25 protein-coding genes are annotated in these 25,750 nt (G+C 71.0%); 13 read left to right on the top strand and 12 right to left on the bottom strand.

Annotated features, from left to right (window positions below; all coding sequences use genetic code 11):
• Positions 1 to 251 precede the first annotated feature (251 nt).
• Together AB0N90_RS34435 and AB0N90_RS34430 are read right to left on the bottom strand one after the other, a co-directional pair.
• Positions 252 to 1,958, bottom strand: a complete 1,707-nt coding sequence (locus tag AB0N90_RS34435; RefSeq protein WP_365203096.1) for a bifunctional 3'-5' exonuclease/DNA polymerase — start codon at positions 1,956 to 1,958, stop codon at positions 252 to 254.
• 48 nt (positions 1,959 to 2,006) lie between these two features.
• The gene (locus tag AB0N90_RS34430; protein ID WP_365203094.1) at positions 2,007 to 2,750 is read right to left on the bottom strand and encodes a Clp protease N-terminal domain-containing protein; all 744 of its coding nucleotides are present in this window, start codon (positions 2,748 to 2,750) and stop codon (positions 2,007 to 2,009) included.
• A 154-nt stretch (positions 2,751 to 2,904) separates the two neighbouring features.
• Between AB0N90_RS34430 and AB0N90_RS34425 the strand changes: the two genes are divergently transcribed.
• Positions 2,905 to 4,014 carry a DUF2786 domain-containing protein gene (locus AB0N90_RS34425; protein WP_365203092.1) on the top strand — a complete coding sequence of 370 codons (1,110 nt, stop codon included), beginning with the start codon at positions 2,905 to 2,907 and terminating at the stop codon, positions 4,012 to 4,014.
• Positions 4,015 to 4,040: 26 nt separating this feature from the next.
• Here AB0N90_RS34425 and AB0N90_RS34420 read toward each other — a convergent pair whose 3' ends face one another.
• Positions 4,041 to 4,559, bottom strand: a complete 519-nt coding sequence (locus tag AB0N90_RS34420; protein ID WP_365203091.1) for a DUF4232 domain-containing protein — start codon at positions 4,557 to 4,559, stop codon at positions 4,041 to 4,043.
• Between the two features lie 135 nt (positions 4,560 to 4,694).
• Complete coding sequence (locus tag AB0N90_RS34415) at positions 4,695 to 5,201, bottom strand: hypothetical protein (protein ID WP_361682722.1); 507 nt, start codon at positions 5,199 to 5,201, stop codon at positions 4,695 to 4,697.
• A 500-nt stretch (positions 5,202 to 5,701) separates the two neighbouring features.
• On the opposite strand from AB0N90_RS34415, the gene AB0N90_RS34410 reads away from it, so the two are divergent.
• Positions 5,702 to 5,920, top strand: a complete 219-nt coding sequence (locus AB0N90_RS34410; RefSeq protein WP_048910258.1) for a DUF397 domain-containing protein — start codon at positions 5,702 to 5,704, stop codon at positions 5,918 to 5,920.
• 69 nt (positions 5,921 to 5,989) lie between these two features.
• On the opposite strand, the gene AB0N90_RS34405 is transcribed toward AB0N90_RS34410, so the two are convergent.
• Positions 5,990 to 6,487 carry an ATP-binding protein gene (locus AB0N90_RS34405; RefSeq protein ID WP_365203089.1) on the bottom strand — a complete coding sequence of 166 codons (498 nt, stop codon included), beginning with the start codon at positions 6,485 to 6,487 and terminating at the stop codon, positions 5,990 to 5,992.
• A 344-nt stretch (positions 6,488 to 6,831) separates the two neighbouring features.
• Here AB0N90_RS34405 and AB0N90_RS34400 point away from each other — a divergent pair, with 344 nt between their 5' ends.
• The 3 genes from AB0N90_RS34400 to AB0N90_RS34390 all read left to right on the top strand — a co-directional run bounded on the left by AB0N90_RS34400 (position 6,832) and on the right by AB0N90_RS34390 (position 9,855).
• A complete protein-coding gene (locus AB0N90_RS34400; RefSeq protein ID WP_361682830.1) occupies positions 6,832 to 7,656 on the top strand; it encodes a helix-turn-helix transcriptional regulator in 825 nt (274 codons plus the stop codon).
• Between the two features lie 75 nt (positions 7,657 to 7,731).
• Positions 7,732 to 9,192 carry an aldehyde dehydrogenase family protein gene (locus tag AB0N90_RS34395; protein ID WP_365203087.1) on the top strand — a complete coding sequence of 487 codons (1,461 nt, stop codon included), beginning with the start codon at positions 7,732 to 7,734 and terminating at the stop codon, positions 9,190 to 9,192.
• 120 nt (positions 9,193 to 9,312) lie between these two features.
• Complete coding sequence (locus AB0N90_RS34390) at positions 9,313 to 9,855, top strand: DinB family protein (RefSeq protein ID WP_365203086.1); 543 nt, start codon at positions 9,313 to 9,315, stop codon at positions 9,853 to 9,855.
• Between the two features lie 70 nt (positions 9,856 to 9,925).
• Here the strand turns inward: AB0N90_RS34390 and AB0N90_RS34385 are convergent, their stop codons facing one another.
• Positions 9,926 to 11,332, bottom strand: a complete 1,407-nt coding sequence (locus AB0N90_RS34385; RefSeq protein WP_365203084.1) for a glutamate decarboxylase — start codon at positions 11,330 to 11,332, stop codon at positions 9,926 to 9,928.
• A gap of 179 nt (positions 11,333 to 11,511) precedes the next feature.
• On the opposite strand from AB0N90_RS34385, the gene AB0N90_RS34380 reads away from it, so the two are divergent.
• Positions 11,512 to 12,270 carry a MerR family transcriptional regulator gene (locus AB0N90_RS34380; RefSeq protein WP_365203082.1) on the top strand — a complete coding sequence of 253 codons (759 nt, stop codon included), beginning with the start codon at positions 11,512 to 11,514 and terminating at the stop codon, positions 12,268 to 12,270.
• 37 nt (positions 12,271 to 12,307) lie between these two features.
• On the opposite strand, the gene AB0N90_RS34375 is transcribed toward AB0N90_RS34380, so the two are convergent.
• Complete coding sequence (locus tag AB0N90_RS34375; RefSeq protein ID WP_365203080.1) at positions 12,308 to 12,673, bottom strand: YbjQ family protein; 366 nt, start codon at positions 12,671 to 12,673, stop codon at positions 12,308 to 12,310.
• A gap of 134 nt (positions 12,674 to 12,807) precedes the next feature.
• Between AB0N90_RS34375 and AB0N90_RS34370 the strand changes: the two genes are divergently transcribed.
• The gene (locus AB0N90_RS34370) at positions 12,808 to 13,845 is read left to right on the top strand and encodes a VTT domain-containing protein (protein ID WP_365203078.1); all 1,038 of its coding nucleotides are present in this window, start codon (positions 12,808 to 12,810) and stop codon (positions 13,843 to 13,845) included.
• A gap of 5 nt (positions 13,846 to 13,850) precedes the next feature.
• Here the strand turns inward: AB0N90_RS34370 and AB0N90_RS34365 are convergent, their stop codons facing one another.
• Both AB0N90_RS34365 and AB0N90_RS34360 read right to left on the bottom strand, forming a co-directional pair.
• A complete protein-coding gene (locus AB0N90_RS34365; protein WP_361682736.1) occupies positions 13,851 to 15,506 on the bottom strand; it encodes a threonine/serine exporter family protein in 1,656 nt (551 codons plus the stop codon).
• 114 nt (positions 15,507 to 15,620) lie between these two features.
• On the bottom strand, positions 15,621 to 16,112 hold the full coding sequence (locus AB0N90_RS34360) for an inorganic diphosphatase (RefSeq protein ID WP_037660367.1): 492 nt from the start codon (positions 16,110 to 16,112) through the stop codon (positions 15,621 to 15,623).
• Positions 16,113 to 16,236: 124 nt separating this feature from the next.
• On the opposite strand from AB0N90_RS34360, the gene dacB reads away from it, so the two are divergent.
• The 6 genes from dacB to folE all read left to right on the top strand — a co-directional run bounded on the left by dacB (position 16,237) and on the right by folE (position 23,939).
• On the top strand, positions 16,237 to 17,793 hold the full coding sequence (gene dacB / locus AB0N90_RS34355) for a D-alanyl-D-alanine carboxypeptidase/D-alanyl-D-alanine-endopeptidase (RefSeq protein WP_365203075.1): 1,557 nt from the start codon (positions 16,237 to 16,239) through the stop codon (positions 17,791 to 17,793).
• Positions 17,794 to 17,938: 145 nt separating this feature from the next.
• Positions 17,939 to 19,039 (top strand): zinc-dependent metalloprotease, encoded by a 1,101-nt coding sequence (locus tag AB0N90_RS34350; RefSeq protein ID WP_365203139.1) that lies wholly within the window; start codon positions 17,939 to 17,941, stop codon positions 19,037 to 19,039.
• Between the two features lie 192 nt (positions 19,040 to 19,231).
• Positions 19,232 to 20,299: a tRNA lysidine(34) synthetase TilS gene (tilS, locus tag AB0N90_RS34345; RefSeq protein WP_361682739.1), complete on the top strand. Its 1,068-nt coding sequence runs from the start codon at positions 19,232 to 19,234 to the stop codon at positions 20,297 to 20,299.
• A gap of 111 nt (positions 20,300 to 20,410) precedes the next feature.
• Entirely contained in the window at positions 20,411 to 20,950 is a 540-nt protein-coding gene (gene hpt / locus AB0N90_RS34340) for a hypoxanthine phosphoribosyltransferase (protein WP_232986011.1), read from the top strand.
• 219 nt (positions 20,951 to 21,169) lie between these two features.
• Complete coding sequence (ftsH, locus tag AB0N90_RS34335; RefSeq protein ID WP_361682743.1) at positions 21,170 to 23,209, top strand: ATP-dependent zinc metalloprotease FtsH; 2,040 nt, start codon at positions 21,170 to 21,172, stop codon at positions 23,207 to 23,209.
• 124 nt (positions 23,210 to 23,333) lie between these two features.
• The gene (gene folE, locus AB0N90_RS34330) at positions 23,334 to 23,939 is read left to right on the top strand and encodes a GTP cyclohydrolase I FolE (protein WP_085565902.1); all 606 of its coding nucleotides are present in this window, start codon (positions 23,334 to 23,336) and stop codon (positions 23,937 to 23,939) included.
• Between the two features lie 36 nt (positions 23,940 to 23,975).
• Here the strand turns inward: folE and AB0N90_RS34325 are convergent, their stop codons facing one another.
• The 3 genes from AB0N90_RS34325 to folB form a co-directional block, all read right to left on the bottom strand.
• Positions 23,976 to 24,467 carry a DUF3180 domain-containing protein gene (locus AB0N90_RS34325; protein ID WP_037660358.1) on the bottom strand — a complete coding sequence of 164 codons (492 nt, stop codon included), beginning with the start codon at positions 24,465 to 24,467 and terminating at the stop codon, positions 23,976 to 23,978.
• Positions 24,468 to 24,547: 80 nt separating this feature from the next.
• Entirely contained in the window at positions 24,548 to 25,159 is a 612-nt protein-coding gene (gene folK, locus AB0N90_RS34320; RefSeq protein WP_365203072.1) for a 2-amino-4-hydroxy-6-hydroxymethyldihydropteridine diphosphokinase, read from the bottom strand.
• On the bottom strand, positions 25,156 to 25,515 hold the full coding sequence (gene folB / locus AB0N90_RS34315) for a dihydroneopterin aldolase (RefSeq protein WP_037660356.1): 360 nt from the start codon (positions 25,513 to 25,515) through the stop codon (positions 25,156 to 25,158). The genes folK and folB overlap by 4 nt, the downstream gene beginning before the upstream one ends.
• Positions 25,516 to 25,750: the final 235 nt, after the last annotated feature.

Genomic DNA, 25,750 nt, shown 5'->3' with positions numbered 1-25,750 from the left:
CGGTCGTCCAGAGCCGACCAGTACGGCTCGGGTCTGGCTCCGTGCGACGGGCCCGGTCGGCCGTCAGAGGCGCGTCCGCCCGGCCGCAGCAGACCGCCCGGCGACGGCCCGCACCGACCCGGCGCCCCCGGCGGTAGTCGTCGGCCGTCAGCTGCCCGCCTGCTCGGCAGCGATCCGCCGCCCGGAGCCGACCCGCGCGGATACGGTGTCACCCCGCGCGGCAGCGCACCCGTACGCCCCTGCTTCTACTTCTACTTCGCGTCCGCATAACACTCCACCACCGCCGTCGTGAACGGAAACCGCACCGGTGTCTCGCCGAAGGTCAGCCGCCCGGCGAGGGCGGACGCTTCGCGGATGGCGGCCACCACGGTGTCGGCCTCCTCGGCGGGGCAGTGCACGATCACCTCGTCGTGCTGGAAGAAGACCAGCTCGGCCCGCAGCCCGGCGCAGGAGCGGCGCAGCGCGGCGAGCAGCAGCAGGGTCCAGTCGGCGGCGCTGCCCTGGACGACGAAGTTGCGCGCGAAGCGGCCCCGCGCACGGGAGTTGGCGGAGGCGTAGCCCGGGACCCAGGCCGTCTGGCCGTCGGCCGGTGTCTCCCCCTCGTCCTCCCCGGGCCCGATGGGAATGCCCGCCTCGTCCGCCGCGTCCTCGCCGGTGCCCGCGGCCGGTGGGCAGGTGCGGCCCAGCCAGGTCCGCACCAGCCGGCCCTCCTCACCCGCCCGCGCCGCGTCGTCGACATAGGCGACGGCCTTCGGGAAGCGGCGGCGCAGCGCGGCGAGGTTCTTCAGTCCGTCGCCGGAGGTCTGGCCGTAGACCGCGCCGAGCACGGCCAGCTTGGCCTGCTCGCGGTCGCCGGAGAAGGCCCGGTCGGACACCGCCTGGTAGAGGTCGCTGTCCCGGCCCGCGACCTCCATCAGACCGGGGTCACGGGAGATCGCGGCCAGCACCCGCGGCTCCATCTGGTCGGCGTCGGCCACCACCAGCCGCCAGCCGGGGTCGGCGACCACGGCCCGCCGGATCACCTTGGGGATCTGCAGGGCGCCCCCGCCATGGGTCACCCAGCGCCCGGTGACTGTGCCACCGGCCTGGAACTCCGGGCGGAAGCGGCCCTCGCGCACCCAGTCCTGGAGCCAGGACCAGCCGTGGGCCACCCAGATGCGGTACAGCTTCTTGTATGCGAGCAGCGGTGCGACGGCCGGATGGTCGAGGGACTCGATCTCCCAGCGGCGGGTGGACCGCACCTTGATCCCGGCCTGCGCGAACGCCCTGATCACATCGGCCGGCAGATCGGGCCGGACCCGGCGCCCGAACGCGGCGGAGACCTCGTCCGCCAGCTCCGCGAGACGGCGCGGCTCGCCCCCGCCCGCATACCGCTCCCCGAGCAGCTCGCGCAGCAGCCCGCGGTGGACCTCGGCGCTCCAGGGCAGCCCGGCCCGGTTCATCTCGGCGGCCACCAGGGTGCCCGCGGACTCGGCGGCGGTCAGCAGCCGCATCCGGCCCGGGTCGCCCGCCTTCTCGTGCCGTCGCAGCTGGTCGGCGTAGACCGCGAGGAGGTCGGCCAGCGGCAGCGCGGCGCCGCTGGACTCGAACAGCGTGGACTGGGCGCCCGGATCGGCCGCCCGCTGCGGCGGATCGGCCGGCACGGGGCCGCCCCGGAGGCGGGCCAGGGCGGCGGCGGCCGAGCGTGGTTCGCCGTACCGCCCCTCGTGGCCCAGCAGCAGGGTCTCGGCGACCTCGATGTCGTAGCACCGCTCCACTCGCACCCCCGTGGCGAGCAGGCGCGGATAGACGTCGGCGGTCGACCGCCACACCCAGCGCGTCACCTCCGGGCGGCTCCGCACCGCCCCGGCGGGATCGCTCTCCCGCCGCACCGGTCCGGCGGGCAGCCCGTCCGGGCCGAGGGGGGCGACGTCCACGCCACCGTCCTCGGCCGGAGCGAGTGCCCACCGGTCGGCCATGACTGCGAGTGTGGCAGGCGGCACTGACAATCGCCGTGACCTGCGGTTTCAGTCCTCGGTGGGGGTCTTTGAGTGCTTCTCCAGAAGCAGTGCGAGGACCCTGTCCACGTACTCCTCGGCCGCGGCCTTGGTGACGCCGAGCCCGCTGAGGACGCCCGCGCCGTTCTCGTGCTCCAGCAGGGCCAGCAGGATGTGCTCGGTGCCGATGTAGTTGTGCCCGAGCCGCAGCGCCTCGCGGAAGGTGAGTTCCAGGACCTTCTTGGCCTCGGGGCCGTAGGGGACGAGGTCGGGGACCTCCTCGGCGGCCGGCGGCAGCGCGGCCGCCGCGGCTTCGCGCACGGTGTCCAGCGGGACGTCCTGCGCGGTGATCGCCTTCGCCGCGATGCCCTCCGGCTCGGCCAGCAGCCCGAGGACGAGGTGTTCGGGGCGGCCCTCGGGATTGCGGGCGGCCACCGCCTCGTTGTGCGCGGCCATGACCACGTTCCGCGCGCGCGGGGTGTAGCGGTTGAAGCCCTGGCTGGGGTCGAGGTCGGCGGACTCCTTCGGCACGAACCGCTTCTGCGCCGCCTGCCGGGTCACGCCCATGCTCTTGCCGATATCGGACCAGGAAGCGCCCGAGCGACGGGCCTGGTCCACGAAGTGCCCGATCAGATGGTCCGCCACATCGCCGAGGTGATCGGCCGCGATCACCGCGTCCTGCAGCTGGTCGAGGGGTTCGGGATGAACCTTCTTGATGGCCTCGATGAGGTCGTCGAGGCGCACGGATGCCGTGATGTTCGGGTTGGTCGCCATGTGTCAACCGTAGGTTGCGCCCACGGTGGTGTCAACCGAAGGTTGACAGTTGAGGGAGTCCCGAATGAAGGGAACCCTGAGGTCGCATGGATTTATCCACAGGCTGTGGACGGTGCGCGGCGCGTTGTCGGCGGGGCGTGGCACGATCGGCGCTGTGACCAGTTCTGCCAGCACGGTCGAGCGGGCCTTCCGGGCCGCGCTCTACGACGACACCGACACCGGCCTCGACACCGGCGCCTCCCTGCTCGCCGCCGACCCCGCCGCGGACCCCGAACTCGCGCGGCGCGGCGAGGAGTTCGTGGCGACCGCGTGGCGGCGCGGCTGGGCGCCCGCCGATGTCGTACGACTCGTGCGGCGCGACCTCGACCAGCCGCACGTGCGGCTGGCCGCGGCCCTGATCCGGGCGCAGTCCGGCGCGGACCGGCCGCGCGGGCGCCGCTGGGCCGCCCAGCTCGACGAGCTGCCCGAGGGCCCGGCCGCCGGAGCCGACCGCTTCTCCCATGCCACCACCGCCTTGGAGCTGTACCGCCTGCTGCTGCGCCTGCCCTCCCTCGAACTCCTGGAGGAGGAGACCCGCCGCCCCCACGACCCCGCCGCCGCCCGGCTCCTCGGCCGCATCCGCGCGCTGCTCGCCAAGGCCGAGGCGACCGGCTACCCGGAGGAGGCCGAGGCCCTGACCGCCAAGGCGCAGGAGCTGATGGCCCGGCACAGCGTCGACGAGGCGCTGCTCGCCGCCGCCGCGCCCGCGCCGGACGCGCCCGGGGCCTGCCGGATAGGCGTCGAACCGCCGTACGAACAGGCCAAGGCCGTCCTGCTGGACGCTGTGGCCACCGCCAACCACTGCCGCGCGGTGTGGAACGAACCGCTCTGCTTCTCCACCGTCGTCGGCTTCGAGGCCGACCTGGAGGCGGTCGAACTGCTCTACACCTCGCTGCTGGTGCAGGCCACGCACGCCATGACCAAGGCCGAGGCGGGCCAGCGGGCGGCCGGGCGCAAGCGCACCAAGACCTTCCGGCAGTCCTTCCTCGCCGCCTACGCCCACCGGGTCGGCGCCCGGCTCGCGACCGCCGCCGAGAGCCAGGTCACCCAGGACCTGCTGCCGGTGCTGGCCACCCGCGAGCTGGCGGTCACCGGCCGCATGGAGCGGATGTTCCCGCAGACCACGACCACCCGGCTGCGCGGAGTGAGCGACGAGGCGGGCTGGACGGAGGGCGCGGCCGCCGCGGACCGCGCCCAGGTCAGGGCGCGGCCACGGCTGGAGTGAGACGTGGTCCCTGCGCCCCCGGCGCCTCAGTCGCCGGCCTGCTGGAAGGTGCTCACGGAGGCGTTCGGCTTGGTCGCGGCGCCCTGGCCGGCGATCGGGCCGTACTTCCAGGGGAAGCTCTGCACCGCGTCCCCGCCGGGCAGGGTGATCTTCAGCTCGGTGGCCGCGAGGCCGGTGGCGTCGCCGTCCTTGCCGCGCACATAGCTGATGGTGAAGGTCGCGGCGTCGCCCTTGGCGAGCTTCAGGGTCTGCGCCTTCGCGCCCTTCTGGGCGGACAGCTTCGCGCTCGCGCCGGACTTGCCCAGGGTGACGCCGGGGAAGCCCTCCAGCGTGCAGGTCTTGCTCTGGTTGGTGATGCTGACCGGCACCTCGCCGGTGTCGCCCGCCGCCGGCGCCACGCTCGCCGCCCCGACCTGGAGGGACACCCCGCCGATCTGGCAGGCCGAGCTGTTCTTGCCGCCGCTGCCGCTGTTGCCCCCGCCACCGCAGGCGGTCAGCAGCAGGGCGGCGGCAACGGCGGTGACGGTGAGCGGAAAGGCGCGCATGAGCAGGTCCCATCGAGGTCGTGACGGTGCTCCTGCATCATCGCGCCTGGACGGCCACCCCGTTCGCGCGCCCCTCGCGAATCACCGCTTCAGGTGCTTCCCGTGTTTCCGTGTTTTCCGTACGAGAAGGGAGTGTCACTGCGCCGCGGCGGTCGGCAGGCCCGACGGCAGCTTGCCGCCCTCCGCCTTGGTGTACGTCTCCTGGCCCACCTTGCCCGACCAGGTCACCTTCATGGACGTGCCGTCGACCGAGTCGACCATCCCGGTGGTGCGGTCCTTGCTGCCCTTGGCGCAGGTCAGATGGATCATCTGCATGCCGGACTCGGTGCCCGCGGTGCCGCTGCACACCGTGCCGCCGGTCGCGAAGATCCCGGCCTGCTTGCCGTTGATCACCAGGGCCACGATGGTGCCGCCGCTGGTGGCCAGCCAGCTGCCCTGGAGCTTGCCGGAGGCCCCGCTCACACCGGAGCCGTCGGCGGACGAGGACGGGGTGGGGGCGGCGCTCGCCGTGCTCGACGGGTCCGCGGAGGAGTGGTCGCCGCCGCCGCCACCGCACGCCGTCAGCGCCAGCGCGCCCACCAGTCCCGCGGCCAGGGCCGCGATCCGCACCCGTGTACCGGTCGAAGCAGTCGCCGAAGTCACGTCAGGCTCCCCAAGCTGTAGGCGTCCGCCGCCCTCGGCCGGACGGCCCGCAGCAAGCTATCAGCAGAGCCCGCCGGGAACTTCCGTGCGCCAGGACTTCCTTACCGGGCGTGGAACAGTAAGGGCCCGGAATGCGTCTCTTCCTTGTGCACGAGGAATCCGATCCCGGTGATCCGGCTCGATCCGCGCCATGGATGATCATGGTCGGATGGAAGCGGGGCGGGCATGCACCGACTGCTTCGGGGCAGGCGCTGGGACGGCTTCGGTGAAACGGCGGCATACGGTCGCACATCGTCAGGTAAAGCGCGCGTCAAGGGTGTAACTGTGAGAACACTCGCCGTGCACGTGCATCTGCTCGTGCAGTTGCACGTGACGCGGGGGTTATGATCCAGGTCAGTTGACCACCGCATCTATGGCCTCACCAGCCAGTGCACACCGGGGAGCGACCTGTGGACCGCGACGTTGACGGCGTGTTCGGGGGGTACGACGTGTACAACGGCATGGCTGCCACGCAGCTGGACGGAGTGGCCTGGCAGAAGAGCAGGCACAGCAACTCACAGGGTTCGTGCGTGGAGTTCGCGCGCCTGCCGGGCGGTGAGGTCGCCGTCCGCAACTCCCGCTTTCCGGACGGTCCCGCGCTGGTCTACACGCGGGCCGAGATAGAAGCGATGCTGCTGGGCGTCAAGGACGGCGAGTTCGATCACCTGATCGCGAGCTGAACCCGCCCGCACACGGGCATGCCTGTGTGCGGGCGAGGGAAAAGGGCGGAGGGCGACGCGCGTAGACGGTCAGGCCGGGTGTTCCACGTGGAACATCGCCCAGACGACCTTCCCCTCCAGCGGACCGGCCAGCGGATGCCAGCCCCAGCTGTCCGCGAAGGAGTCGACCAGGAAGAGCCCCCGCCCGGACTCCGCCGAGAAGTCGTCGGAGTCCCGCGGCACCGGCGACTCATGACTGGGGTCCCGCACCGCGCAGACCAGCCGCTCGGCCCACCGCATCAAGTGCAGCCGTACCGAGGAGACATGCTCCTCCGTACACCCGTGCTCACCCGGCAGCGCATGCCGCAGCGCATTGGTGACGAGTTCGGAGACGACCAGGCAGACATCGTCGAAGCGCTCGTTCACGCCCCACTGTTCAAGGGTGTCCCGGGTGAACCGCCGAGCCTCGCGCACCGCTTCGTACCGCGCCGGCAGAGCACAGGACGCGGCGCTGGACACGGCCGCGGGGTCCAACGGCGGAAGGCCCTGCCGTAACGGCTTGAGCATGGTCGATCCATTCGTCCCCATGCGAGGCACTCCCGGGAATTCGCGGTCGTTGCGATGCAGCGGTGGCGCGGGACCATGGTTTCGGATGGGAAGAGCAGATGCAAGGGCAGATGCACGTGCACGCGACCGAAATGGACAGGCCCGTACCGCTTCTTGGCCATTTTTTCTGCCATCTCCATGAGGGTTCCCGCCAGTGGTACCGACCTCCTCCCCTTCCCGCCTGCCGGAAACGGCCCCGCTCTCTCCGTTTCCGTAACCGTACGAGTACTGCCCGAAGCGTTTTAGTGGCAGACTTCGGCCCCTGAAGACGGTTGGGGAGGCTGGCGAACGTGAGCGCGGGAGAGCCCGGATCGGTGGTGCGGCGGATGCTGCTCGGCTCGCAACTCAGGCGACTGCGTGAAGCTCGGGGGATCACGCGTGAGGCGGCGGGGTATTCCATCCGAGCGTCCGAGTCGAAGATCAGCCGGATGGAGCTGGGCCGGGTGAGCTTCAAGACGAGAGACGTCGAGGACCTGCTGACGCTGTACGGCATCACGGACGAGGCGGAGCGCCAGTCGCTGCTGTCCCTCGCCCGCGAGGCCAACGTGGCGGGCTGGTGGCACAGTTACAGCGACGTCCTGCCCAATTGGTTCCCCACCTATGTGGGCCTGGAGGGCGCCGCCACCCTGCTCCGCACCTACGAGGTGCAGTTCGTGCACGGCCTGCTCCAGACCGAGGAGTACGCCCGCGCGGTGGTCCGGCGCGGCATGAAGGGCGCGAGCGTCGACGACGTCGAACGGCGGGTCGCGCTGCGCCTGGAGCGCCAGAAGCACCTGTTCTCCGACAACGCCCCCGAGTTCCACATCGTCCTGGACGAGGCCGCCCTGCGCCGCCCCTACGGCGACCGCGAGGTGATGCGCGGCCAGCTCCAGCACCTCATCGACATCTCCGAGCGGCCCAATGTGCGGCTCCAGGTCATGCCGTTCAGCTTCGGCGGGCACTCCGGCGAGAGCGGCGCCTTCACCATCCTCAGCTTCCCCGAGTCCGACCTCTCCGACGTCGTCTACCTGGAGCAGCTGACCAGTGCCCTGTACCTCGACAAGCGCGAGGACGTGGCCCAGTACGAGCAGGCGCTGAAGGAGTTGCAGCAGGACAGTCCGGGTCCGGACGAGAGCCGGGATCTTCTGAGAGGACTACTCCAACTCTCCTGACCCGCAAGTAGGATGACGTGTGATCAGACTCAGACCGTGGCCGGGTTCCGGCTCCGCTAGTGATTGAGGGATCACATGTCGTCCTATTTCAGCGACCTGGCCCAGCAGTACATCGACGGCGAATGGCGACCGGGCAGCGGTTCCTGGGACGTCATCGACTTCAACCCGTACGACGACGAGAAGCTGGCCTCGATCACCGTGGCCACCGTCGACGAAATCGACCAGGCATACCGGGCCGCCGAGCGCGCCCAGAAGGCCTGGGCGGACACCAATCCGTACGCCCGGCGCTCGGTGTTCGAGCGGGTGCTCAGGCTGGTCGAGGACCGCGAGCAGGAGATAGCCGACCTGATCATCGCGGAGCTCGGCGGCACCCGGTTGAAGGCCGGCTTCGAGCTGCACCTCGCCAAGGAGTTCCTGCGCGAGTCCGTCCACCTGGCGCTGCGCCCCGAGGGCCGGATCCTGCCCTCCCCGGGTGAGGGCAAGGAGAACCGCGTCTACCGGGTCCCGGTGGGCGTCGTGGGCGTGATCAGCCCCTTCAACTTCCCCTTCCTGCTGTCGCTGAAGTCCGTCGCCCCGGCGCTCGCGCTCGGCAACGGCGTGGTGCTCAAGCCGCACCAGAACACCCCGATCGCGGGCGGCACCCTGATCGCCAGGCTCTTCGAGGAGGCGGGGCTGCCCGCCGGGCTGCTGAACGTGGTCGTCACCGACATCGCCGAGATCGGCGACGCCTTCATCGAGCACCCCGTCCCGAAGGTCATCTCCTTCACCGGCTCCGACCAGGTGGGCCGGCACGTGGCCACGGTCTGCGCCGCGAACTTCAAGCGCTCGGTGCTCGAACTGGGCGGCAACAGCGCCCTGGTGGTGCTGGACGACGCGGACCTCGACTACGCGGTGGACGCGGCGGTCTTCAGCCGGTTCGTGCACCAGGGGCAGGTCTGCATGGCCGCCAACCGGGTCCTGGTGGACCGCTCGGTCGCGGACGAGTTCACCGAGAAGTTCGTCGCCAAGGTGCGCACCCTCAAGGTGGGCGACCCGAGTGACCCGGAGACCGTCATCGGCCCGGTGATCAACTCCGCGCAGGCGAACGCCGTTTCCGGCGTGGTCGAGCAGGCGCTCGCGGAGGGCGCGACGGCGCTGGTGCACGGCGGTACGACCAACAACCTGGTCGAGCCCTCGGTGCTCACCGGCGTCCCCGCCGACTCCCCGCTGCTCCAGCAGGAGGTGTTCGGACCGGTCGTCTTCCTGGTGCCGTTCGACGGCGAGGAGGAGGCGGTGCGGATCGTCAACGACACGCCGTACGGGCTCAGCGGCGCCGTCCACACCGGGAACATCGAGCGGGGCGTCTCCTTCGCCAAGCGGGTCGACACCGGCATGTTCCATGTGAACGACGGCACCGTGCACGACGAGCCGATCGTGCCCTTCGGCGGCGAGAAGCACTCCGGTGTCGGCCGGCTCAACGGCGAGACGACCCTGGAGGCGTTCACCACGGTCAAGTGGATCTCCGTCCAGCACGGGCGCAGCGGCTTCCCGTTCTGACCGCCGCCGATCTTCCGGCCATCCCGCGGGGCCCTTTAGGACAGGATCTGACCTAGAGGGCCCGTAGCTTTTCCGGTGTCGGGGCGAACGCCACGGCGAACCGAGGAAAGGCGGCCGGTCATGGTCACGCATGTGTCCGCGGAGGTGCGGGGCGACGAGCGGGGAGCGCTGCTCGCGTTCATCGAGGAGCAGCGCGGCGGGATCCGCCGGTCGGTGCTCGGGCTGACCGAGGAGCAGGCCCGCACCCGGCCGAGCGCGAGCGAGCTGTCGCTGGGCGGGCTGCTCAAGCATGTCGCCGAGGTCGAGCAGATGTGGCTCGCCCGGGCCAGGCAGGAGGCGCCGCCGGTACGGCGCGACGAGACCAACTGGCACGAGAGCTTCGAGCTGGTCGGCGAGGAGACGGTGGCCTCGCAGCTCGCCCACTTTGAGCAGGTCGCCGCCGACACGGAGAAGTTCGTCCGCTCCGCCCCGAGCCTGGACGACACCTTCCCGCTCCCGCCGGATCCCTGGTTCCCGCCGGAGGGCCGGGTCTCCCTGCGCTGGCTCTGCCTCCATCTGATCCGGGAGACCGCCCGCCACGCCGGCCACGCCGACATCGTCCGCGAGTCCCTCGACGGGAGGACCGCGTTCGAGCTGGTGGCCCTGGAGCGGGCGCGGGGCTGACCTGAGCCCGCCGAGCCGCCGTCGGCCGCCGAGCCGCCGTCGGCCACCGCCCGTCCTGCCCGGTGGTGCTCTAGTGGTGGAAGCTCGTCGCCGCCCCCTTGTCCCGGTTCAGCGGATGCGGCTGGCGGCGCAGTTCCGGCAGAAGGCGGGTCAGGTCGTCCAGGAAGAGGTCGGCCAGGTCGTGCGAGAAGCCGTTGCGGCAGACGATGCGCAGGACGGAGAGGTCCTCCCGGTTGGCCGGGAAGGTGTACGCCGGGACCAGCCAGCCGCTCTCGCGCATCCGGCGGGAGACGTCGAAGACGTCGTACGCCGTGACATGGTCGGCCGTGGTCAGCGCGAACACCGGGAGTTCGTCGCCCCGGGTCAGCAGCCGGAAGTCGCCGAGGCCCTCGATGCGGTCGGCGAGGGAGCGGGCCACGTCACGGGTGGACTGCTGGACCGCGCGGTAGCCCTCGCGGCCCAGGCGCAGGAAGTTGTAGTACTGCGCGACGACCTGTGCGCCGGGGCGGGAGAAGTTGAGGGCGAAGGTCGGCATGTCGCCGCCCAGGTAGTTCACCCGGAAGACCAGCTCCTCCGGCAGCGCCTGCGAGTCCCGCCACAGGGCCCAGCCGACACCTGGATACACCAGTCCGTACTTGTGCCCCGAGGTGTTGATGGAGGCCACCCGCGGCAGCCGGAAGTCCCACACCAGGTCTTCGTCCAGGAAGGGCGCCACCATCGCGCCGGACGCTCCGTCCACATGCACCGGGATGTCCAGCCCGGTGCGCTCCTGGAGGGCGTCCAGGGCCGCGCACAGCTCGGCGATCGGCTCGTAGGAACCGTCGAAGGTCGAGCCGAGGATGCCGACGACACCGATGGTGTTCTCGTCGCACAGCTCGGCCGCCGCCCGCGGGTCCAGGTGGTAGCGGTCGCCGTCCATGGGGATCAGCCGCGCCTCCACCTCCCAGAAGTTGCAGAACTTCTCCCAGCACACCTGGACGTTGATCCCCATCACCAGGTTGGGCCGGGCGCCCGGGTACCGGTCGGCGTTGCGCTGCGTCCAGCGGCGCTTCAGGGCCATCCCGGCCAGCATGCAGGCCTCGCTGGATCCCGTGGTCGAACAGCCCACCGCGGCCGCCGGATCCGGCGCGTTCCACAGATCCGCGAGCATCGCCACGCAGCGCCGCTCCAGCTCGGCGGTGCGCGGATACTCGTCCTTGTCGATCATGTTCTTGTCCCGGCACTCCGACATCAGCACGCCGGCCTGCGGCTCCATCCAGGTGCTGACGAACGTGGCCAGGTTCAGCCGGGAGTTGCCGTCCAGCATCAGCTCGTCGTGCACCAGCTGATAGGCGGTCGTGGGCGGCATCGGGGCGTCCGGAAGCCGGTGTGTGGGCGGGGCCTCGGTCATACCGCCGACCGGGTTCGCCTCCCCGAAGAACGGGTTGACGGACAACACCCGCTCCTGATGCTTCTGCGGACCTCTGTGCAGGGCCATGGCTGCCTCCTCGCCGCCACCTTATGCAAGGCCGCACCACCCCGACATCCGGAATGACCCGGACGCCTACCCTGATCCCCCGTGCCCCGGCATCAGGGTCGCCGCGGACTTGCACCTCACGTCACGTGAGGCCGCAGGCTGACCGTCGTACCGACCGACGAACGGAAGGGAGCGGACAGTTGGGCTACTCCGTGGGACAGGTCGCGGGCTTCGCCGGTGTCACGGTGCGCACCCTGCACCACTACGACGAGATCGGCCTCCTGGTGCCCGGCGGGCGCACCCATGCGGGTCACCGCCGCTACACCGACGCCGACCTCGACCGGCTCCAGCGGATCCTGTTCTACCGGGAGCTCGGCTTCCCGCTCGACGAGGTCACGGTGCTGCTCGACGACCCGGACGCGGACCCGCGTGCGCATCTGCGCCGGCAGCACGCCCTGCTGACCGCCCGGATCGAGAAGCTGCGCCGGATGGCCGAGGCCGTGGAACACGCCATGGAGGCACGCAGGATGGGCATCGATCTGACACCCGAGGAGCGGTTCGAGGTGTTCGGGGACCAGGACCCCGAGCAGTACGCCGAGGAGGCGGAGGCACGCTGGGGCGGCACGGCGCAGTGGGCCGAGTCCCAGCGCCGCGCCGCCACTTACGGCAAGGAGGACTGGAAGCGGCTCCGGGCCGAGGTGGACGACTGGAACGAGCGCTACACCCGCCTGGTGGCCGCGGGCGAGTCCGCGACGGGGGAGGCCGCCGGGGCCATGGCCGAGGAGCACCGGCAGCACTTCGGCCGGTGGTTCTACGACTGCCCGTACCCGATGCACCGCTGCCTCGCCGAGATGTATGTCGCCGACGAGCGCTTCAAGGCGTACTACGACGCGATGCACCCCGGGCTCGCCGAACACCTGCGCGACGCGATCCTGGCGAACGCCGACCGGGCCTCCTGAGCGGCCGGCGCGCCCTCGAACCGGTCCTGGCCCCGGGTCACTCCCGGGCCAGGACCACCGCGGTGCCGTACGCGCAGACCTCGGTGCCCGTGTCCGCCGCCTCCGTCACGTCGAACCGGAACGCGAGCACCGCGTTGGCGCCCCGCGCGCGTGCCTGCTCCACCAGGCGCTCCATGGCCTGGTTGCGGGTCTGCACCAGCGTCTTGGTGAGCCCCTTCAGCTCGCCGCCGATCATCGACTTCAGCCCGGCGCCGATCTGGCTGCCCAGATGCCGGGAGCGCACGGTGAGCCCGAAGACCTCGCCGATCACCCGCTCCACCCGGTGGCCCGGCACGTCGTTCGTCGTCACGACCAGTACGTCCGGCTGGGGTCCCTGACCGCCGCCGAAGTCGTCGAGTCCCATGGATCACCGCTTTCTTCCCGTCGTCCCGGGCGTCATCGGGGGAACCCGGGGCGGTCACGTCACGTTGATAGCTTTGTGCGGCCCTACTCGGTCACCGTAGCCGCCCCTTCTCCCCCCTTCAGGAGCCCGGACCCGTGATGACACTCGCCCTAGGCCCGAGCTGGCTCGATCCCAACTATCTGCTCGACACGTACAGCATCTGGGGTCTGCTGCTCATAGTCTTCGCCGAGTCCGGCCTGCTCATCGGCTTCTTCCTGCCCGGCGACTCGCTGCTGTTCACCTGCGGTCTGCTGATCACCTCGCACCAGCTGGACTTCCCGCTGTGGGGCGCGATCGCCCTGATCTGCGTCGCCGCGGTCCTCGGCGACCAGGCGGGCTACATGTTCGGCAAGAAGGTCGGCCCGTCCCTGTTCAACCGGCCCGACTCGCGCCTGTTCAAGCAGGAGAACGTCGTCAAGGCGCACGAGTTCTTCGAGAAGTACGGCCCCAAGTCGCTGATCCTGGCCCGCTTCGTGCCGGTGGTGCGCACCTTCACGCCGATCATCGCGGGCGTGAGCGGTATGCGCTACCGCTCCTTCCTGATCTTCAACGTCATCGGCGGCACCCTGTGGGGCGCGGGTGTCACCCTGCTCGGCTCCTGGCTCGGCAACATCGCCGTCGTCAAGAACAACATCGAGGCGATCCTGATCCTGATCGTCCTCGTCTCGGTGGTCCCGATCGCGATCGAGTACCTCAGGGCCCGCGCCAAGAGCAAGAAGGCCCCCGCGGAGCAGCCCCGCCCCGCCGCCGAGGCGCCGCGGTTCCCGCAGCCGCCGGTCATGGACGACGCCACCACCCGGCTGCGCCGCATCGAGCCGGACGAGCGCCACGGACAGCAGCAGCCGTACGGCGGGCAGCAGTACGGCGAGCAGCGGTACGGCGACCAGGGGCGCGACCAGGGTTACGGCCACCAGGAGGGCTACGGCGGCCAGGGCTACGGCGACCGGCCCCAGTACCAGCAGCCGCAGTACCAGCAGCCTCAGCAGCCCCAGTACCAGCAGCCCCGGCAGCAGGACTGGAACCAGCCGCAGCACCAGCCCCAGCAGCCGTACTACGACCCGCGCCAGTACCCGCAGCAGCAGGGCCAGGGCCAGGACCAGGGCCAGTACCGGTACGACTACCGGGAGCAGTGAGCCGCTCAGAAACCCCTGGTCCGCTTCGCCGCCCGGCGCTTCCCGGGGGAGCCGACCCGCAGGAACAGCCGGAAGATCTCCGAGCCCAGGTTGACCCCGATCGCGATCGCCATGGCCAGCGACGCCGCGTTGGCCAGTGACACCAGCCCCTTGTCCACGTTGTTCTGGGCCATGTTCAGCAGCCCGAAGTACGTGGCGGAACCGGGCAGCAGCGGTCCGATCGCGGCCGTGGTGTACGGCAGCGCGGAGGCGAAGCGGTAGCGGGACAGCAGCTGCCCGAACAGCCCGACCAGACCCGCGGCGACGGCCGTGGAGGCCACCGGCGAGATGTCGGCGACATAGTGCATCGCGCCGTACACGCTCCAGGCGACGCCTCCGTTGAGGGTCACCCAGAGCACGGTGGACCGTTCCTGCTGGAGCAGCACCGCGAAGGTCAGCGACAGCAGCATGGAGGCCGCGATCTGGATCAGGGGCCGCTCGGAGATGTGCAGCGCCGCCTCCGGGTTGAGCTGGCCGCCCACCTTCACGCCGAAGTACAGGACGAGCAGCACCCCGGCGACGATGCCCACGAAGAAGTACAGGACCTCCAGGAGGCGGGCCGAGGCGGTGATGTAGAAGCCCGTCAGGCCGTCCTGGACGCCCGCCACCAGCGCCCGTCCCGGCAGCAGCGCGAACAGCCCACCGGTGATCACCGCGGACGCCTTCACGTCCACAGGGGACAGCGCGAACGCCACCCCGATCGCCGCGGGCGGCATCGCCGCCACCGTGAACTGGTAGAACTCCGGCAGCCCGCGGCCCGCGCACAGCCAGGCGAGCCGGTCGCCGAGCATCGCGCCGACCGCCGCCGCGAAGAACACGACCAGATCGCCGCCGACGAGGATCGAGGCGGCGCCCGCCAGCAGCCCGCTGGCCAGCGACAGCGCCCAGCCGGGGTAGGGGTGCCGGTTGCGCCGTATCTCCGCGAGCCGCCGGTAGGCCTCCTCGAGGGAGACATGGGTCTCCGCGTCGGTCAGGTCGTCCACCAGCCGGAAGACGGCCGCCAGCCGGGTGTAGTCGGTGCCCCGGCGCCGTACCGTCCGCGAGGCCGTCACCGGGTCCTCGACCAGGGACGGCTGGTGCGAGATCGACAGCAGGGTGAAGGTCACGTTGGGTTCGCAGCGGTCGAGGCCGTAGGACCGGCACACCGCGAACATCGCGGCCTCCACGTCCTCCGCGCCCTCGCCGCCCGCCAGCAGCAGCTCACCGATACGCAGGGTCAGGTCCAGCACACGCGGGACGGCCGGGCCGCTCTCCTCCTCGTGCTGCACCGGTTCGGGCGCGGGCCGGTCCGCCACCGACATGCGCAGCATGGTGCGCATCCGGTCCTGCCAGGGCGCGTCCTTGACCAGGCTGACCAGGGGCACCCCGGTGGCCGGTGTGAACGCGGTCAACCCGCCCTGGGGGCCGTACGTGCTCGGCGTGCTGAACGCCGATCCCTCCGGCTCCCCGCCCGGCGGCTGCGGCGTGAGCAGCCCCTGCGGCACCTGGAACTCGGAGGTCGTCTCCGGCTCGCCCCCCGTCCTCGGGACGTCGAGTCCCTTGGGGACGGCGAACTCCGATGTGATCTCCGGGTCGTACCGCGCCTCGTCCGACCGGGGCTTGCGGTCGTCCGCCTCCGTCACCTCGCACCGTCCCTGAACGACACCTTCCGCTGGCCTCAGTATGCGCATGCACCGCGGGCGGGCATGCAAACGGGCCGCACACAAAAGCGTGCGGCCCGTTTCGCGAACCGGGGGTCAGTGACCGCCCTGCTCCTTGAAGCGCTTGTAGGACCGCTCGATCTCCTGCTCGGCCTCCGTGCGGCCCACCCAGTTGGCGCCCTCGACGGACTTGCCGGGCTCCAGGTCCTTGTAGACCTCGAAGAAGTGCTGGATCTCCAGGCGGTCGAACTCCGACACGTGGTGGATGTCGCGCAGGTGCTCCACCCGGGGGTCGGTGGCCGGCACGCACAGCAGCTTGTCGTCGCCGCCCGCCTCGTCCGTCATCCGGAACATGCCGATCGCGCGGCACTTGATCAGGCAACCCGGGAAGGTCGGCTCGTCAAGGATGACCAGCGCGTCCAGCGGGTCGCCGTCCTCGCCGAGGGTGTTCTCGACGAATCCGTAGTCGGTCGGGTAAGCGGTCGAGGTGAAGAGGCGACGGTCCAGACGGATCCGACCGGTCTCGTGGTCCACCTCGTACTTGTTGCGCGAACCCTTCGGGATCTCGATCGTGACGTCGAACTCCACCGGTGGCTCCTTCATGATCAGCACATAGTTCTGGTGATTAAGTGTCCCTCACGCAGGTGTGTGATCGCGAAAGGGGCTGGTGTTCGTGCCAGAGCTCGGGCCTTGGCGGGCCGCGGGACCGCGGGTGAGGCGGATCGCGAGCGCCGTACGACCGCGTCTCGCGCACGCCGTGAGAACGGCGAAGCCGCAGGTCACACGCCTGGTTTCCACGGTACGACCGCTGCTCGCCGACCTCCCCCGTCCGCGTTCCCTCAGCACGTTTCGGTACACCGCGGGCGCCGCCACCGCCGGCCTGGTGCTCGCCGCCGGAGCGGTGACCCTGGCCGGGCCGTGGGACGCCACCGGTCAGCGTACGGCCGAGCGGGACCGGGCGGCCGCCCTGGAGCACGCACGTGGCGCAGATCACGGGCCGGGCCCGGCGGCGGGCGGCCCGCGGCCCGCGCCGAGCGCCCCGGCCGTCCTGGCGGGCCTGGGCGCCGCGACCAGCCCCGTGGACACCCGGCAGGCCCCGGCGGCGGGCGGCACGGCCCTGGCGGACGTCCTGGGGCCGCTCCTGGGCTCCGCCGCGCTCGGGGACGGCCATACCGCGGTGGTGGTCGACGCGGCCACCGGCAAGCGGCTCTACGGCGTCGGACCCGACAAGGGGCTCACACCCGCCTCCACCACCAAGCTCGCCACCGCCGCGGCCGCCCTGAACGCGCTCGGCCCGGACCACCGCTTCACCACCCGGACCGCGCTCCTGGGCGGCACCCGCGAACTCGTCCTGGTCGGCGGCGGCGACCCCACGCTCACCGCGCACGCCAAGGCCGGCGGATGGGCGAGCCTGCGCACCCTGGCGACGCGGACGGCGGCGTCGCTGCGGGAACGCGGCATCCACAAGATCGCACTGTCGTACGACACAAGGCTCTACGCCGGTCCCGCCCTGCACCCCATCGGGGTCAACGACAACCTGGCCCCGGTCAGCGCGCTGGTCGCCGACGAGGGGCGTACCGACAACTCGGCCAGCGGACCCGTGCGCCGGGTCGCCGACCCGGCGCAGGACGCGGCGCGGAAGTTCGCGGGCTTCCTCAAGGCCGCAGGTGTCGACGCGACCGGCCCCGCCCCGGCCAAGGGCACCGCGGGCGCCGAGACCGTCGCGAGCGTCTCCTCGCCGCCGCTGTCCGCCCTGGTCGAACGCATGCTGACCAACAGCGACAACGACATCGCCGAGGCCCTCGCCCGGCAGACCGCCCTCGCGAGCGGGCGGCCCGGCAGCTTCGAGGGGGGCGCGCAGGCGATCGCCGGGCAGCTGCGGAAGCTGGGCCTGCCGCTCACCGGCACCGCCTTCCACGACGGCAGCGGCCTCGACCGCGACGACCGGCTCACGGCCGACCTGCTGACCGCGATCCTGGTCAAGGCCGGCACCCCCGACCACCCCGGCCTGCGCCCCCTGCTCACCGGCCTGCCCATCGCCCACTTCACCGGCACGCTGAGCGCCCGCTACGCCGACGGCGCGGCCGGTCTCGTACACGCCAAGACGGGCACCCTGACCGGCGTCAACACCCTGGCCGGCACGGTCGTCGACCAGGACGGCCGACTGCTCGCCTTCGCCTTTCTGGCCTCCGGCACCACCGACCCGATGGCCGCCCAGTCGGCCCTGGACAAGACGGCGACGGCACTGTCGGCGTGCGGCTGCGGCTGACCCGGCGGGACACCAGCAGGGTCACCGCCGCGGGCCCGCAGCACCCCGGTGTCCCACCGATCCCGGCGCCCACGGCCTGCCCCAAGTGGTAACGCTCACGTACCGTTGACGCATGACAGGCTTCGGAGGCACCGCATCCCCCGGGATGGTCGACTGGAACCTCGCGGTGGCGACCGCGACTCGGCTCGTACGGCCCGGCCCCGACGTCTCGCGTGACGAGGCCCGGTCCGTCGTCGCGGAGCTGCGGCGGCACGCGAAGGCCTCGGAGGAGCACGTGAGGGGCTTCACCCGGCTGGAGACCGAGCAGAGCCACGACACCCCCGTGCTCGTCGTCGACCGCCCCGGCTGGGTCCGGGCCAATGTCGCTGGCTTCCGGGAGATCCTCAAACCGCTCCTGGACAAGATGCAGGAACGCCGCGGCGGCACCCCGGGCAGCGCCGTCCTCGGCGCCGTCGGCGGCAAGGTCACCGGCGTGGAACTGGGCATGCTGCTCTCGTTCCTCTCCTCCCGCGTCCTCGGCCAGTACGAGACCTTCGCCCCCGCCGGCCGCGATCTGCCCGCCGGCGCGAACGGCGGCGGCCGCCTCCTGCTCGTCGCGCCCAACATCGTCCATGTGGAGCGCGAACTCGACGTCGAACCGCACGACTTCCGCCTGTGGGTGTGCCTGCACGAGGAGACCCACCGCACGCAGTTCACGGCCGTGCCCTGGCTGCGTGACCACCTGGAGGGCGAGATCCAGTCTTTCCTGGCGGAGACGGACGTCGACCCCATGACCTTCATCGAGCGCATCCGGGAGGCCGCCCAGTCCCTCGCCGGGGGCCGCCCCGAGGCCGAGGAGGACGACGGCGGCCGCTCCTTCGTGGAGCTGGTGCAGACCCCCGCCCAGCGCGAGATCCTCGGCCGCCTCACCGCCGTGATGTCCCTGCTGGAGGGCCACGCCGACTATGTGATGGACGGGGTCGGCCCGAGCGTCGTACCGTCCGTGGCCGAGATCCGGGAGAAGTTCCAGCAGCGGCGCGCCAAGGGCGCCTCCCGACTCGACCAGGCCCTGCGCAAACTGCTGGGCCTGGATGCCAAACTCAAGCAGTACCGGGACGGCGAACGCTTCGTACGCGCCGTAACGGACCAGGTCGGCATCGACGGCTTCAACCGCGTGTGGACCTCGCCCAACACCCTGCCCACCAAGGCGGAGATCGCCAAACCGGCGGACTGGGTCGCGCGGGTGCACCGCAAGGCCGAGTCGTGAAACGCACGCCGGGGTCGTGAATCGAATCCGGCCGACGGCAGTCGAACGCCCCTCCAATCACCCGTCCGAGGGACCGTGAGTCATGCGTAGGCGTGCGATGCTCGGGGAACGGCCCGCTTCTGTCACCATCTACACACTCTGAGTGACCGAATCGGGCTCACCCCCCGGATACTTCATGAAGGGAACCGGACAATGGGTCCCCATCCTGCGGTCGCGGCGATACGCCTGGCGGTCCGCCGCGTCCTCCACGACATCCTGAACACCCTCCCGACCTCCGGCGAGCGCCCGGACCGGCTGGCCGAGCGGCTCCCCTCCCCGCTCGGATCCACCCTGCTGGCCCCGCCCGAGAGCCCCCTCGTGCTCGTCGCGTGCTCCGGCGGCGCCGACTCCATGGCCCTCGCCTCCGCCCTCGCCTTCGAGGCCCCCCGGCTCGGCCTGCGCGCCGGCGGCATCACCGTCGACCACGGCCTCCAGCCCGGCTCCGACCTACGCGCCGACGAGGTCGCCCTGCGCATGCGCGGCCTCGGCCTCGACCCCGTCGAGTCCGTCTCCGTCGACGTCGGCCGCGACGGCGGACCCGAGGCCGCCGCCCGGGACGCCCGCTACGCCGCCCTGGACGCCGCGCTCGACCGCCACGGCGCCGCCGCGGTCCTGCTCGGCCACACCCGCGACGACCAGGCCGAGACCGTCCTGCTGGGCCTCGCCCGCGGCTCCGGCATCCGCTCCCTGTCCGGAATGGCCGCGGTCTCGGGGGCCGGCGGCCGTTACCGGCGCCCCTTCCTCCACCTTGACCGGCAGACCGCCCGCAAGGCCTGCATGGTCCAGTCCCTGCCCGTCTGGGACGACCCCCACAACACCGACCCCGCCTACACCCGCTCCCGGCTGCGCCACGAGGGCCTGCCCGCCCTGGAGAAGGCCCTCGGCAAGGGCGTCGTCGAGGCGCTCGCCCGCACCGCCCAGCTCTCCCGCGACGACGCCGACGCCCTCGACTCCTGGGCCAGTCAGGCCGAGGCCTCGGTACGGGACGCCGCCGGGCTGCTGGAGTGCGCCAAGCTCTACGCCCTGCCGCCCGCCGTGCGCCGCCGGATCCTGCGCCGCGCCGCCATCGAGGCCGGCGCCCCGGCCGGTTCCCTGTTCGCCCGTCACATCGAGGAAGTCGACCGCCTGATCACCGGCTGGCGCGGCCAGGGAGCCATCAATCTCCCGGGCAGAGTCGTCGCCCAGCGGCAGGGTGGCAGACTGGTGATTCGGCAAGGCTGAATCCCGACCGCCCGGAGCGACCCTCCGGCGGCCGGCACGGGGCAGCCGGAGGCCGTGATTGCGGCCGTAAGTGCGGGACGACCGAAAGTGATGCGGGTGGACGCGAAAGACATGGGTGCCGACCTCGAGAAGGTGCTCATCACCAAGGAAGAGATCGACGCCAAGCTGGCCGAGCTGGCCGCGAAGATCGACGCGGAGTACGCGGGCAAGGACCTGCTGATCGTCGGCGTCCTCAAGGGCGCGGTGATGGTCATGGCCGACCTCGCGCGGGCGTTGTCCACCCCGGTCACCATGGACTGGATGGCCGTGTCCTCCTACGGCGCGGGCACCCAGTCCTCCGGCGTCGTGCGCATCCTCAAGGACCTCGACACCGACATCAAGGGCCGTGACGTCCTGATCGTCGAGGACATCATCGACTCCGGCCTGACCCTGTCCTGGCTGATCAACAACCTCGGTTCGCGCGAGCCCGCCTCCCTCAAGGTGTGCACGCTGCTGCGCAAGCCGGACGCCGCCAAGGTCGCCATCGACGTGGAATGGGTCGGCTTCGACATTCCGAACGAGTTCGTCGTCGGTTACGGCCTGGACTACGCCGAGAAGTACCGCAACCTGCCGTTCGTCGGTACGCTCGCGCCGCACGTCTACGGCGGCTGACACCGGACCGGGCACGTGGGCTGAGCCACTCGGCCCAAGCCCGGCGAGGTGATCGGGAACCCCGGCGGGTCCCGTGCCGTTGAAGCATGCAGAGACGGGTTTCCCGGCTCTCGAAGCGGCTTCACGCGGCTTCGGGCGCCAAGGCTGGGGTACCGTCGGAAGAACTGTCTTATCAAACTCACTATGGCAGGAGGGACGGGGCGGCACCGCTCCGTATGGATGGACGTGAAGCGATACTTCCGTGGGCCGGTCATGTGGATCGTGCTGGCCGTCCTTGCCGTGGTCGTGTTGATGCAGGTCGTCGGCTCGTCCGGCGGCTACAAGTCGGTGGACACCGGCCAGGTCGTCGCGGCGATCAATGACAACAGGGTCCAGTCGGCCAAGCTGACCACCGGCGACGAGCAGACCGTCAAGGTCACGCTCAAGGACGGCCAGAAGGTCGAGGGCAGCTCCAAGATCCAGGCGAGCTACATCGGCGACCAGGGCGTCCAGCTCGCCAACAACCTGCAGACCAAGTACCAGGACAAGCAGATCCCGGACGGCTACACCGTCGCGCCGTCGAAGCAGAACCCGTTCGTCGGTGTCCTGCTCTCCCTGCTGCCCTTCGTTCTGATCGTCGTCGTCTTCCTGTTCCTGATGAACCAGATGCAGGGCGGCGGCTCCCGGGTCATGAACTTCGGGAAGTCCAAGGCCAAGCTCATCACCAAGGACACCCCGAAGACGACCTTCTCCGACGTCGCCGGCTGCGACGAGGCCGTCGAGGAGCTCCACGAGATCAAGGAGTTCCTCCAGGAGCCGGCCAAGTTCCAGGCCGTCGGCGCCAAGATCCCCAAGGGTGTGCTGCTCTACGGCCGCCCAGGTACCGGTAAGACCCTGCTGGCGCGTGCCGTCGCGGGCGAGGCCGGGGTGCCCTTCTACTCGATCTCCGGTTCGGACTTCGTGGAGATGTTCGTCGGTGTCGGCGCCTCCCGCGTCCGCGACCTGTTCGAGCAGGCCAAGGCGAACGCCCCGGCGATCGTCTTCGTCGACGAGATCGACGCGGTCGGCCGCCACCGCGGCGCCGGCCTCGGCGGTGGTCACGACGAGCGCGAGCAGACCCTGAACCAGCTGCTGGTCGAGATGGACGGCTTCGACGTCAAGGGCGGCGTGATCCTGATCGCGGCGACCAACCGGCCCGACATCCTGGACCCGGCGCTGCTGCGTCCCGGCCGGTTCGACCGCCAGATCGCCGTCGACCCGCCGGACCTCCAGGGCCGTCTGGAGATCCTCAAGGTCCACCAGAAGGGCAAGCCGGTCGCGCCCGACGTCGACCTGGCCGCCGTCGCCCGCCGCACCCCCGGCATGACCGGCGCCGACCTGGCCAACGTGCTGAACGAGGCGGCGCTGCTCACCGCCCGCAGCGACCAGAAGCTGATCGACAACCAGGCGCTGGACGAGGCGATCGACCGCGTGGTCGCGGGCCCGCAGAAGCGGACCCGGATCATGTCGGACAAGGAGAAGAAGATCACCGCGTACCACGAGGGCGGTCACGCCCTGGTCGCGGCGGCCTCGCCGAACTCCGACCCGGTGCACAAGATCACGATCCTGTCCCGCGGTCGCGCCCTCGGCTACACCATGGTCCTGCCGGACGAGGACAAGTACTCGACCACGCGCAACGAGATGCTCGACCAGCTCGCCTACATGCTGGGCGGCCGGGCGGCCGAGGAACTGGTCTTCCACGACCCGACCACCGGTGCCGCCAACGACATCGAGAAGGCCACCAACCTGGCCCGCGCGATGGTCACCCAGTACGGCATGACCGAGCGGCTCGGCGCCATCAAGTTCGGCGGCGACAACAGCGAGCCCTTCCTCGGCCGTGAGATGGCGCACCAGCGCGACTACTCGGAAGAGGTCGCCGCGCTGGTGGACGAAGAGGTCAAGAAGCTCATCGAGACCGCGCACAACGAGGCCTGGGAGATCCTGGTCGAGAACCGCGACGTGCTCGACCACCTCGTGCTCCAGCTGCTGGAGAAGGAGACGCTGGGCAAGGAGGAGATCGCGGAGGTCTTCTCCTCGATCGTCAAGCGCCCGGCGCGGCCCGCCTGGACCGGCTCCTCGCGTCGTACCCCGTCCACCCGCCCGCCGGTGCTCTCCCCCAAGGAGCTGGCACTGACCAACGGTGCGAACGGCACGACGGCCGCGATCAGCACGGTCAAGTCCACCGCCGCCGAGTCCGCCCCCGTGACGGACCAGACCCCGGAGGAGCGCCCGGAGAGCTGACCGCACCCCGGTCGCTTCCCGGCCACTCGGGCCCGGAATGAACGCCGCGCCCCCCAGGTTCTAGCCTGGGGGGCGCGGCATTTTCCGTATGCGCGCATGTGGGACGACAGGAACGAGGCACCAGATGACCGACCCGGTGACGCTGGACAGCGAGCGCCCCGTCGGCGAGTTCGACGAGAAGCGCGCCGAGAACGCCGTACGCGAGCTGCTGATCGCCATCGGTGAGGACCCCGACCGCGAGGGGCTGCGCGAGACGCCGGCCCGGGTGGCGCGGGCGTACCAGGAGATCTTCGCCGGTCTGTGGCAGAAGCCCGAGGACGTGCTCACCACGACGTTCGACCTGGGCCATGACGAGATGGTCCTGGTCAAGGACATCGAGGTGTACTCGACCTGTGAGCACCACCTGGTGCCGTTCCGGGGCGTCGCCCATGTCGGCTACATCCCGTCGGTCACCGGGAAGATCACCGGCCTGTCCAAGCTGGCCCGTCTGGTGGACGTCTACGCCCGCCGGCCGCAGGTGCAGGAGCGGCTCACCACGCAGATCGCGGACTCCCTGATGGAGATCCTGGAGCCGCGGGGCGTGATCGTGGTGGTCGAGTGCGAGCACATGTGCATGTCGATGCGCGGCATCCGCAAGCCGGGCGCCAAGACCATAACGTCCGCGGTGCGCGGTCAGCTGCGGGACGCGGCGACCCGCAACGAGGCCATGAGCCTGATCATGGCGCGCTGAGCCGGGATTTCGGCACAGGGCCCGGGGGACCGGCGGTCAGGCCGCCGGTTCCGCGCCCTGGTGATGGTCCTGGTCGTCGTCCTCGGGGAGCTTGCAGACGCGCTCCAGGAAGAGGGCGGCCGCTATGACGGCGAGTCCGGCGAGGACCGAGAAACCGGCGTAGAAGGCCTGGTCGCGGCGCGGCGGAAGGTCGAGCAGTTCCAGCAGGAACACGCCCGTGCCGCCGTACATCCCGGCGACGAGGGCGGCTACCAGGGCGCTGGCCTGGGCGAAGACGACCGCGCGGGCCGCCATCAGCGGGTCGACGCCCTTCGCGCCGGGGCGCCGCTCGCGCTGGGCCTTGAAGCGGGCCCGCAGCGAGAGCGCCGTGGCCAGCAGGACCACGGCGATCAGGGCGAGCACGACGGGTGCGGCCAGGGGGACGCTCGGCAGGGTCCCGATCGAGTTCCAGAGGCGGGCGCCCGCCCAGGACAGGATGCCCGCCACGACGAACACGCCGACCAGCACCCTGATGCGCAGCTCTCTCACGGTGTCCCTTCAGTTCCCCCGGACCGGGTCCCGGATGATGCCCGGATGCTCGACTGCGGAGTCGTCGTTGACCTTAACGACTACTCGGGCAGTCGGAGTTCCAGGTCCGCGCGCGGCTCGACACCTTCACGGGTGACGACGGCGAGCAGTTCGGCCACGGCGCCGCGGCCGGGCAGCTGGGCGCCGGGGTCCACGTCGTGCCAGGGCGCGAGCACGAAGGCGCGCTCGTGGGCGCGCGGGTGGGGCAGGGTCAGCTGCGGGTCGTCGGAGGTGACATCGGCGTAGGCGATGATGTCCACGTCCAGGGTGCGCGGCGCCCAGCGCTCGTCGCGGACGCGGTTGAACGCCTCCTCGATGGCATGGCCCCGCTCCAGCAGGGAGGACGGCGGCAGGGTGGTCTTCAGGGCCACGACCGCGTTGAAGTACGACGGCTGGCTGCCGGGCTCGACGCCCCACGGCTCGGTCTCGTAGACCGGCGACACGGCCTTCACGCGGACGCCGGGCGTGTCCTCCAGCGCGTCCACGGCGCCCTGGAGGGTCTCCAGGCGGTTGCCGAGGTTGGAACCGATGGAGATCACGGCCCACTTGGGGTTCTGGAGGGTGGTGTCCGCGGCGTCCACCCGCTCGACGACCGAGGCGGGCACCGGCTGGACGGTCGGGTCACTGTGACCCTGGACGAAAGGTCGGGTCATACTCGGCTCCGGGTGATGGTGACGGTCACGTCGTCGAAGGGGACGGTGATCGGGGCGTCCGGCTTGTGGACGCACACCTCGACCTCCTGGACCCCTTCGTGTTTCAGACAGGTCTGGGCGATCCGCTCGGCGAGGGTCTCGATGAGGTTCACCGGCTCGCCCTCGACCACGGCCACGACCTCCTCGGCTACGACGCCGTAGTGCACGGTCTTCGTCAGGTCGTCGTCGGCCGCGGCCGGCCGGGTGTCCAGGCCCAGGACGAGGTCCACGAGGAAGGTCTGGCCCTCCTCGCGTTCCCTGGGGAACACGCCATGGTGCCCGCGAGCCTTCAGGCCGCGCAGCGCGACACGATCCACGCGAATCACTCCTGCAATCGTCGGGAACGACCGGTCGTACCGCGTGCGTGCGAGACACCGGTCGCACACGAATCTACCTGCGGGCACCGACAGCGCCGGGCCCCAGGGGCGCGGGCGCGGCCCGGGGCGGCAGGATGCACCGGCCGTTTTCCCCGGTGAACCCGGTCGCGCCGGGGGTTGGTAGCCGCTCATACCCAGGGGTAGGTGATTCCAACCACTTCCGGGAACCGCCCGG

This window comes from Streptomyces sp. NPDC093018 (genome assembly GCF_040684035.1).
GTDB lineage: Bacteria > Actinomycetota > Actinomycetes > Streptomycetales > Streptomycetaceae > Streptomyces > Streptomyces murinus.
Note: the sequence above shows the minus strand (reverse complement) of the source record. Positions and strands in the feature narration are given on the sequence as shown.

Bases quoted from the DNA above. Each gene is read 5' to 3' on its own strand.
- AB0N90_RS34435 (WP_365203096.1), bottom strand. From the start codon at position 1,958: ATGGCCGACCGGTGGGCACTCGCTCCGGCCGAGGACGGTGGCGTGGAC.
- AB0N90_RS34430 (WP_365203094.1), bottom strand. From the start codon at position 2,750: ATGGCGACCAACCCGAACATCACGGCATCCGTGCGCCTCGACGACCTC.
- AB0N90_RS34420 (WP_365203091.1), bottom strand. From the start codon at position 4,559: ATGCGCGCCTTTCCGCTCACCGTCACCGCCGTTGCCGCCGCCCTGCTG.
- AB0N90_RS34410 (WP_048910258.1), top strand. From the start codon at position 5,702: ATGGCTGCCACGCAGCTGGACGGAGTGGCCTGGCAGAAGAGCAGGCAC.
- AB0N90_RS34405 (WP_365203089.1), bottom strand. From the start codon at position 6,487: ATGGGGACGAATGGATCGACCATGCTCAAGCCGTTACGGCAGGGCCTT.
- AB0N90_RS34400 (WP_361682830.1), top strand. From the start codon at position 6,832: ATGCTGCTCGGCTCGCAACTCAGGCGACTGCGTGAAGCTCGGGGGATC.
- AB0N90_RS34395 (WP_365203087.1), top strand. From the start codon at position 7,732: ATGTCGTCCTATTTCAGCGACCTGGCCCAGCAGTACATCGACGGCGAA.
- AB0N90_RS34390 (WP_365203086.1), top strand. From the start codon at position 9,313: ATGGTCACGCATGTGTCCGCGGAGGTGCGGGGCGACGAGCGGGGAGCG.
- AB0N90_RS34385 (WP_365203084.1), bottom strand. From the start codon at position 11,332: ATGGCCCTGCACAGAGGTCCGCAGAAGCATCAGGAGCGGGTGTTGTCC.
- AB0N90_RS34375 (WP_365203080.1), bottom strand. From the start codon at position 12,673: ATGGGACTCGACGACTTCGGCGGCGGTCAGGGACCCCAGCCGGACGTA.
- AB0N90_RS34350 (WP_365203139.1), top strand. From the start codon at position 17,939: ATGGTCGACTGGAACCTCGCGGTGGCGACCGCGACTCGGCTCGTACGG.
- tilS (WP_361682739.1), top strand. From the start codon at position 19,232: ATGGGTCCCCATCCTGCGGTCGCGGCGATACGCCTGGCGGTCCGCCGC.
- hpt (WP_232986011.1), top strand. From the start codon at position 20,411: ATGGGTGCCGACCTCGAGAAGGTGCTCATCACCAAGGAAGAGATCGAC.
- ftsH (WP_361682743.1), top strand. From the start codon at position 21,170: ATGGACGTGAAGCGATACTTCCGTGGGCCGGTCATGTGGATCGTGCTG.
- folE (WP_085565902.1), top strand. From the start codon at position 23,334: ATGACCGACCCGGTGACGCTGGACAGCGAGCGCCCCGTCGGCGAGTTC.
- folK (WP_365203072.1), bottom strand. From the start codon at position 25,159: ATGACCCGACCTTTCGTCCAGGGTCACAGTGACCCGACCGTCCAGCCG.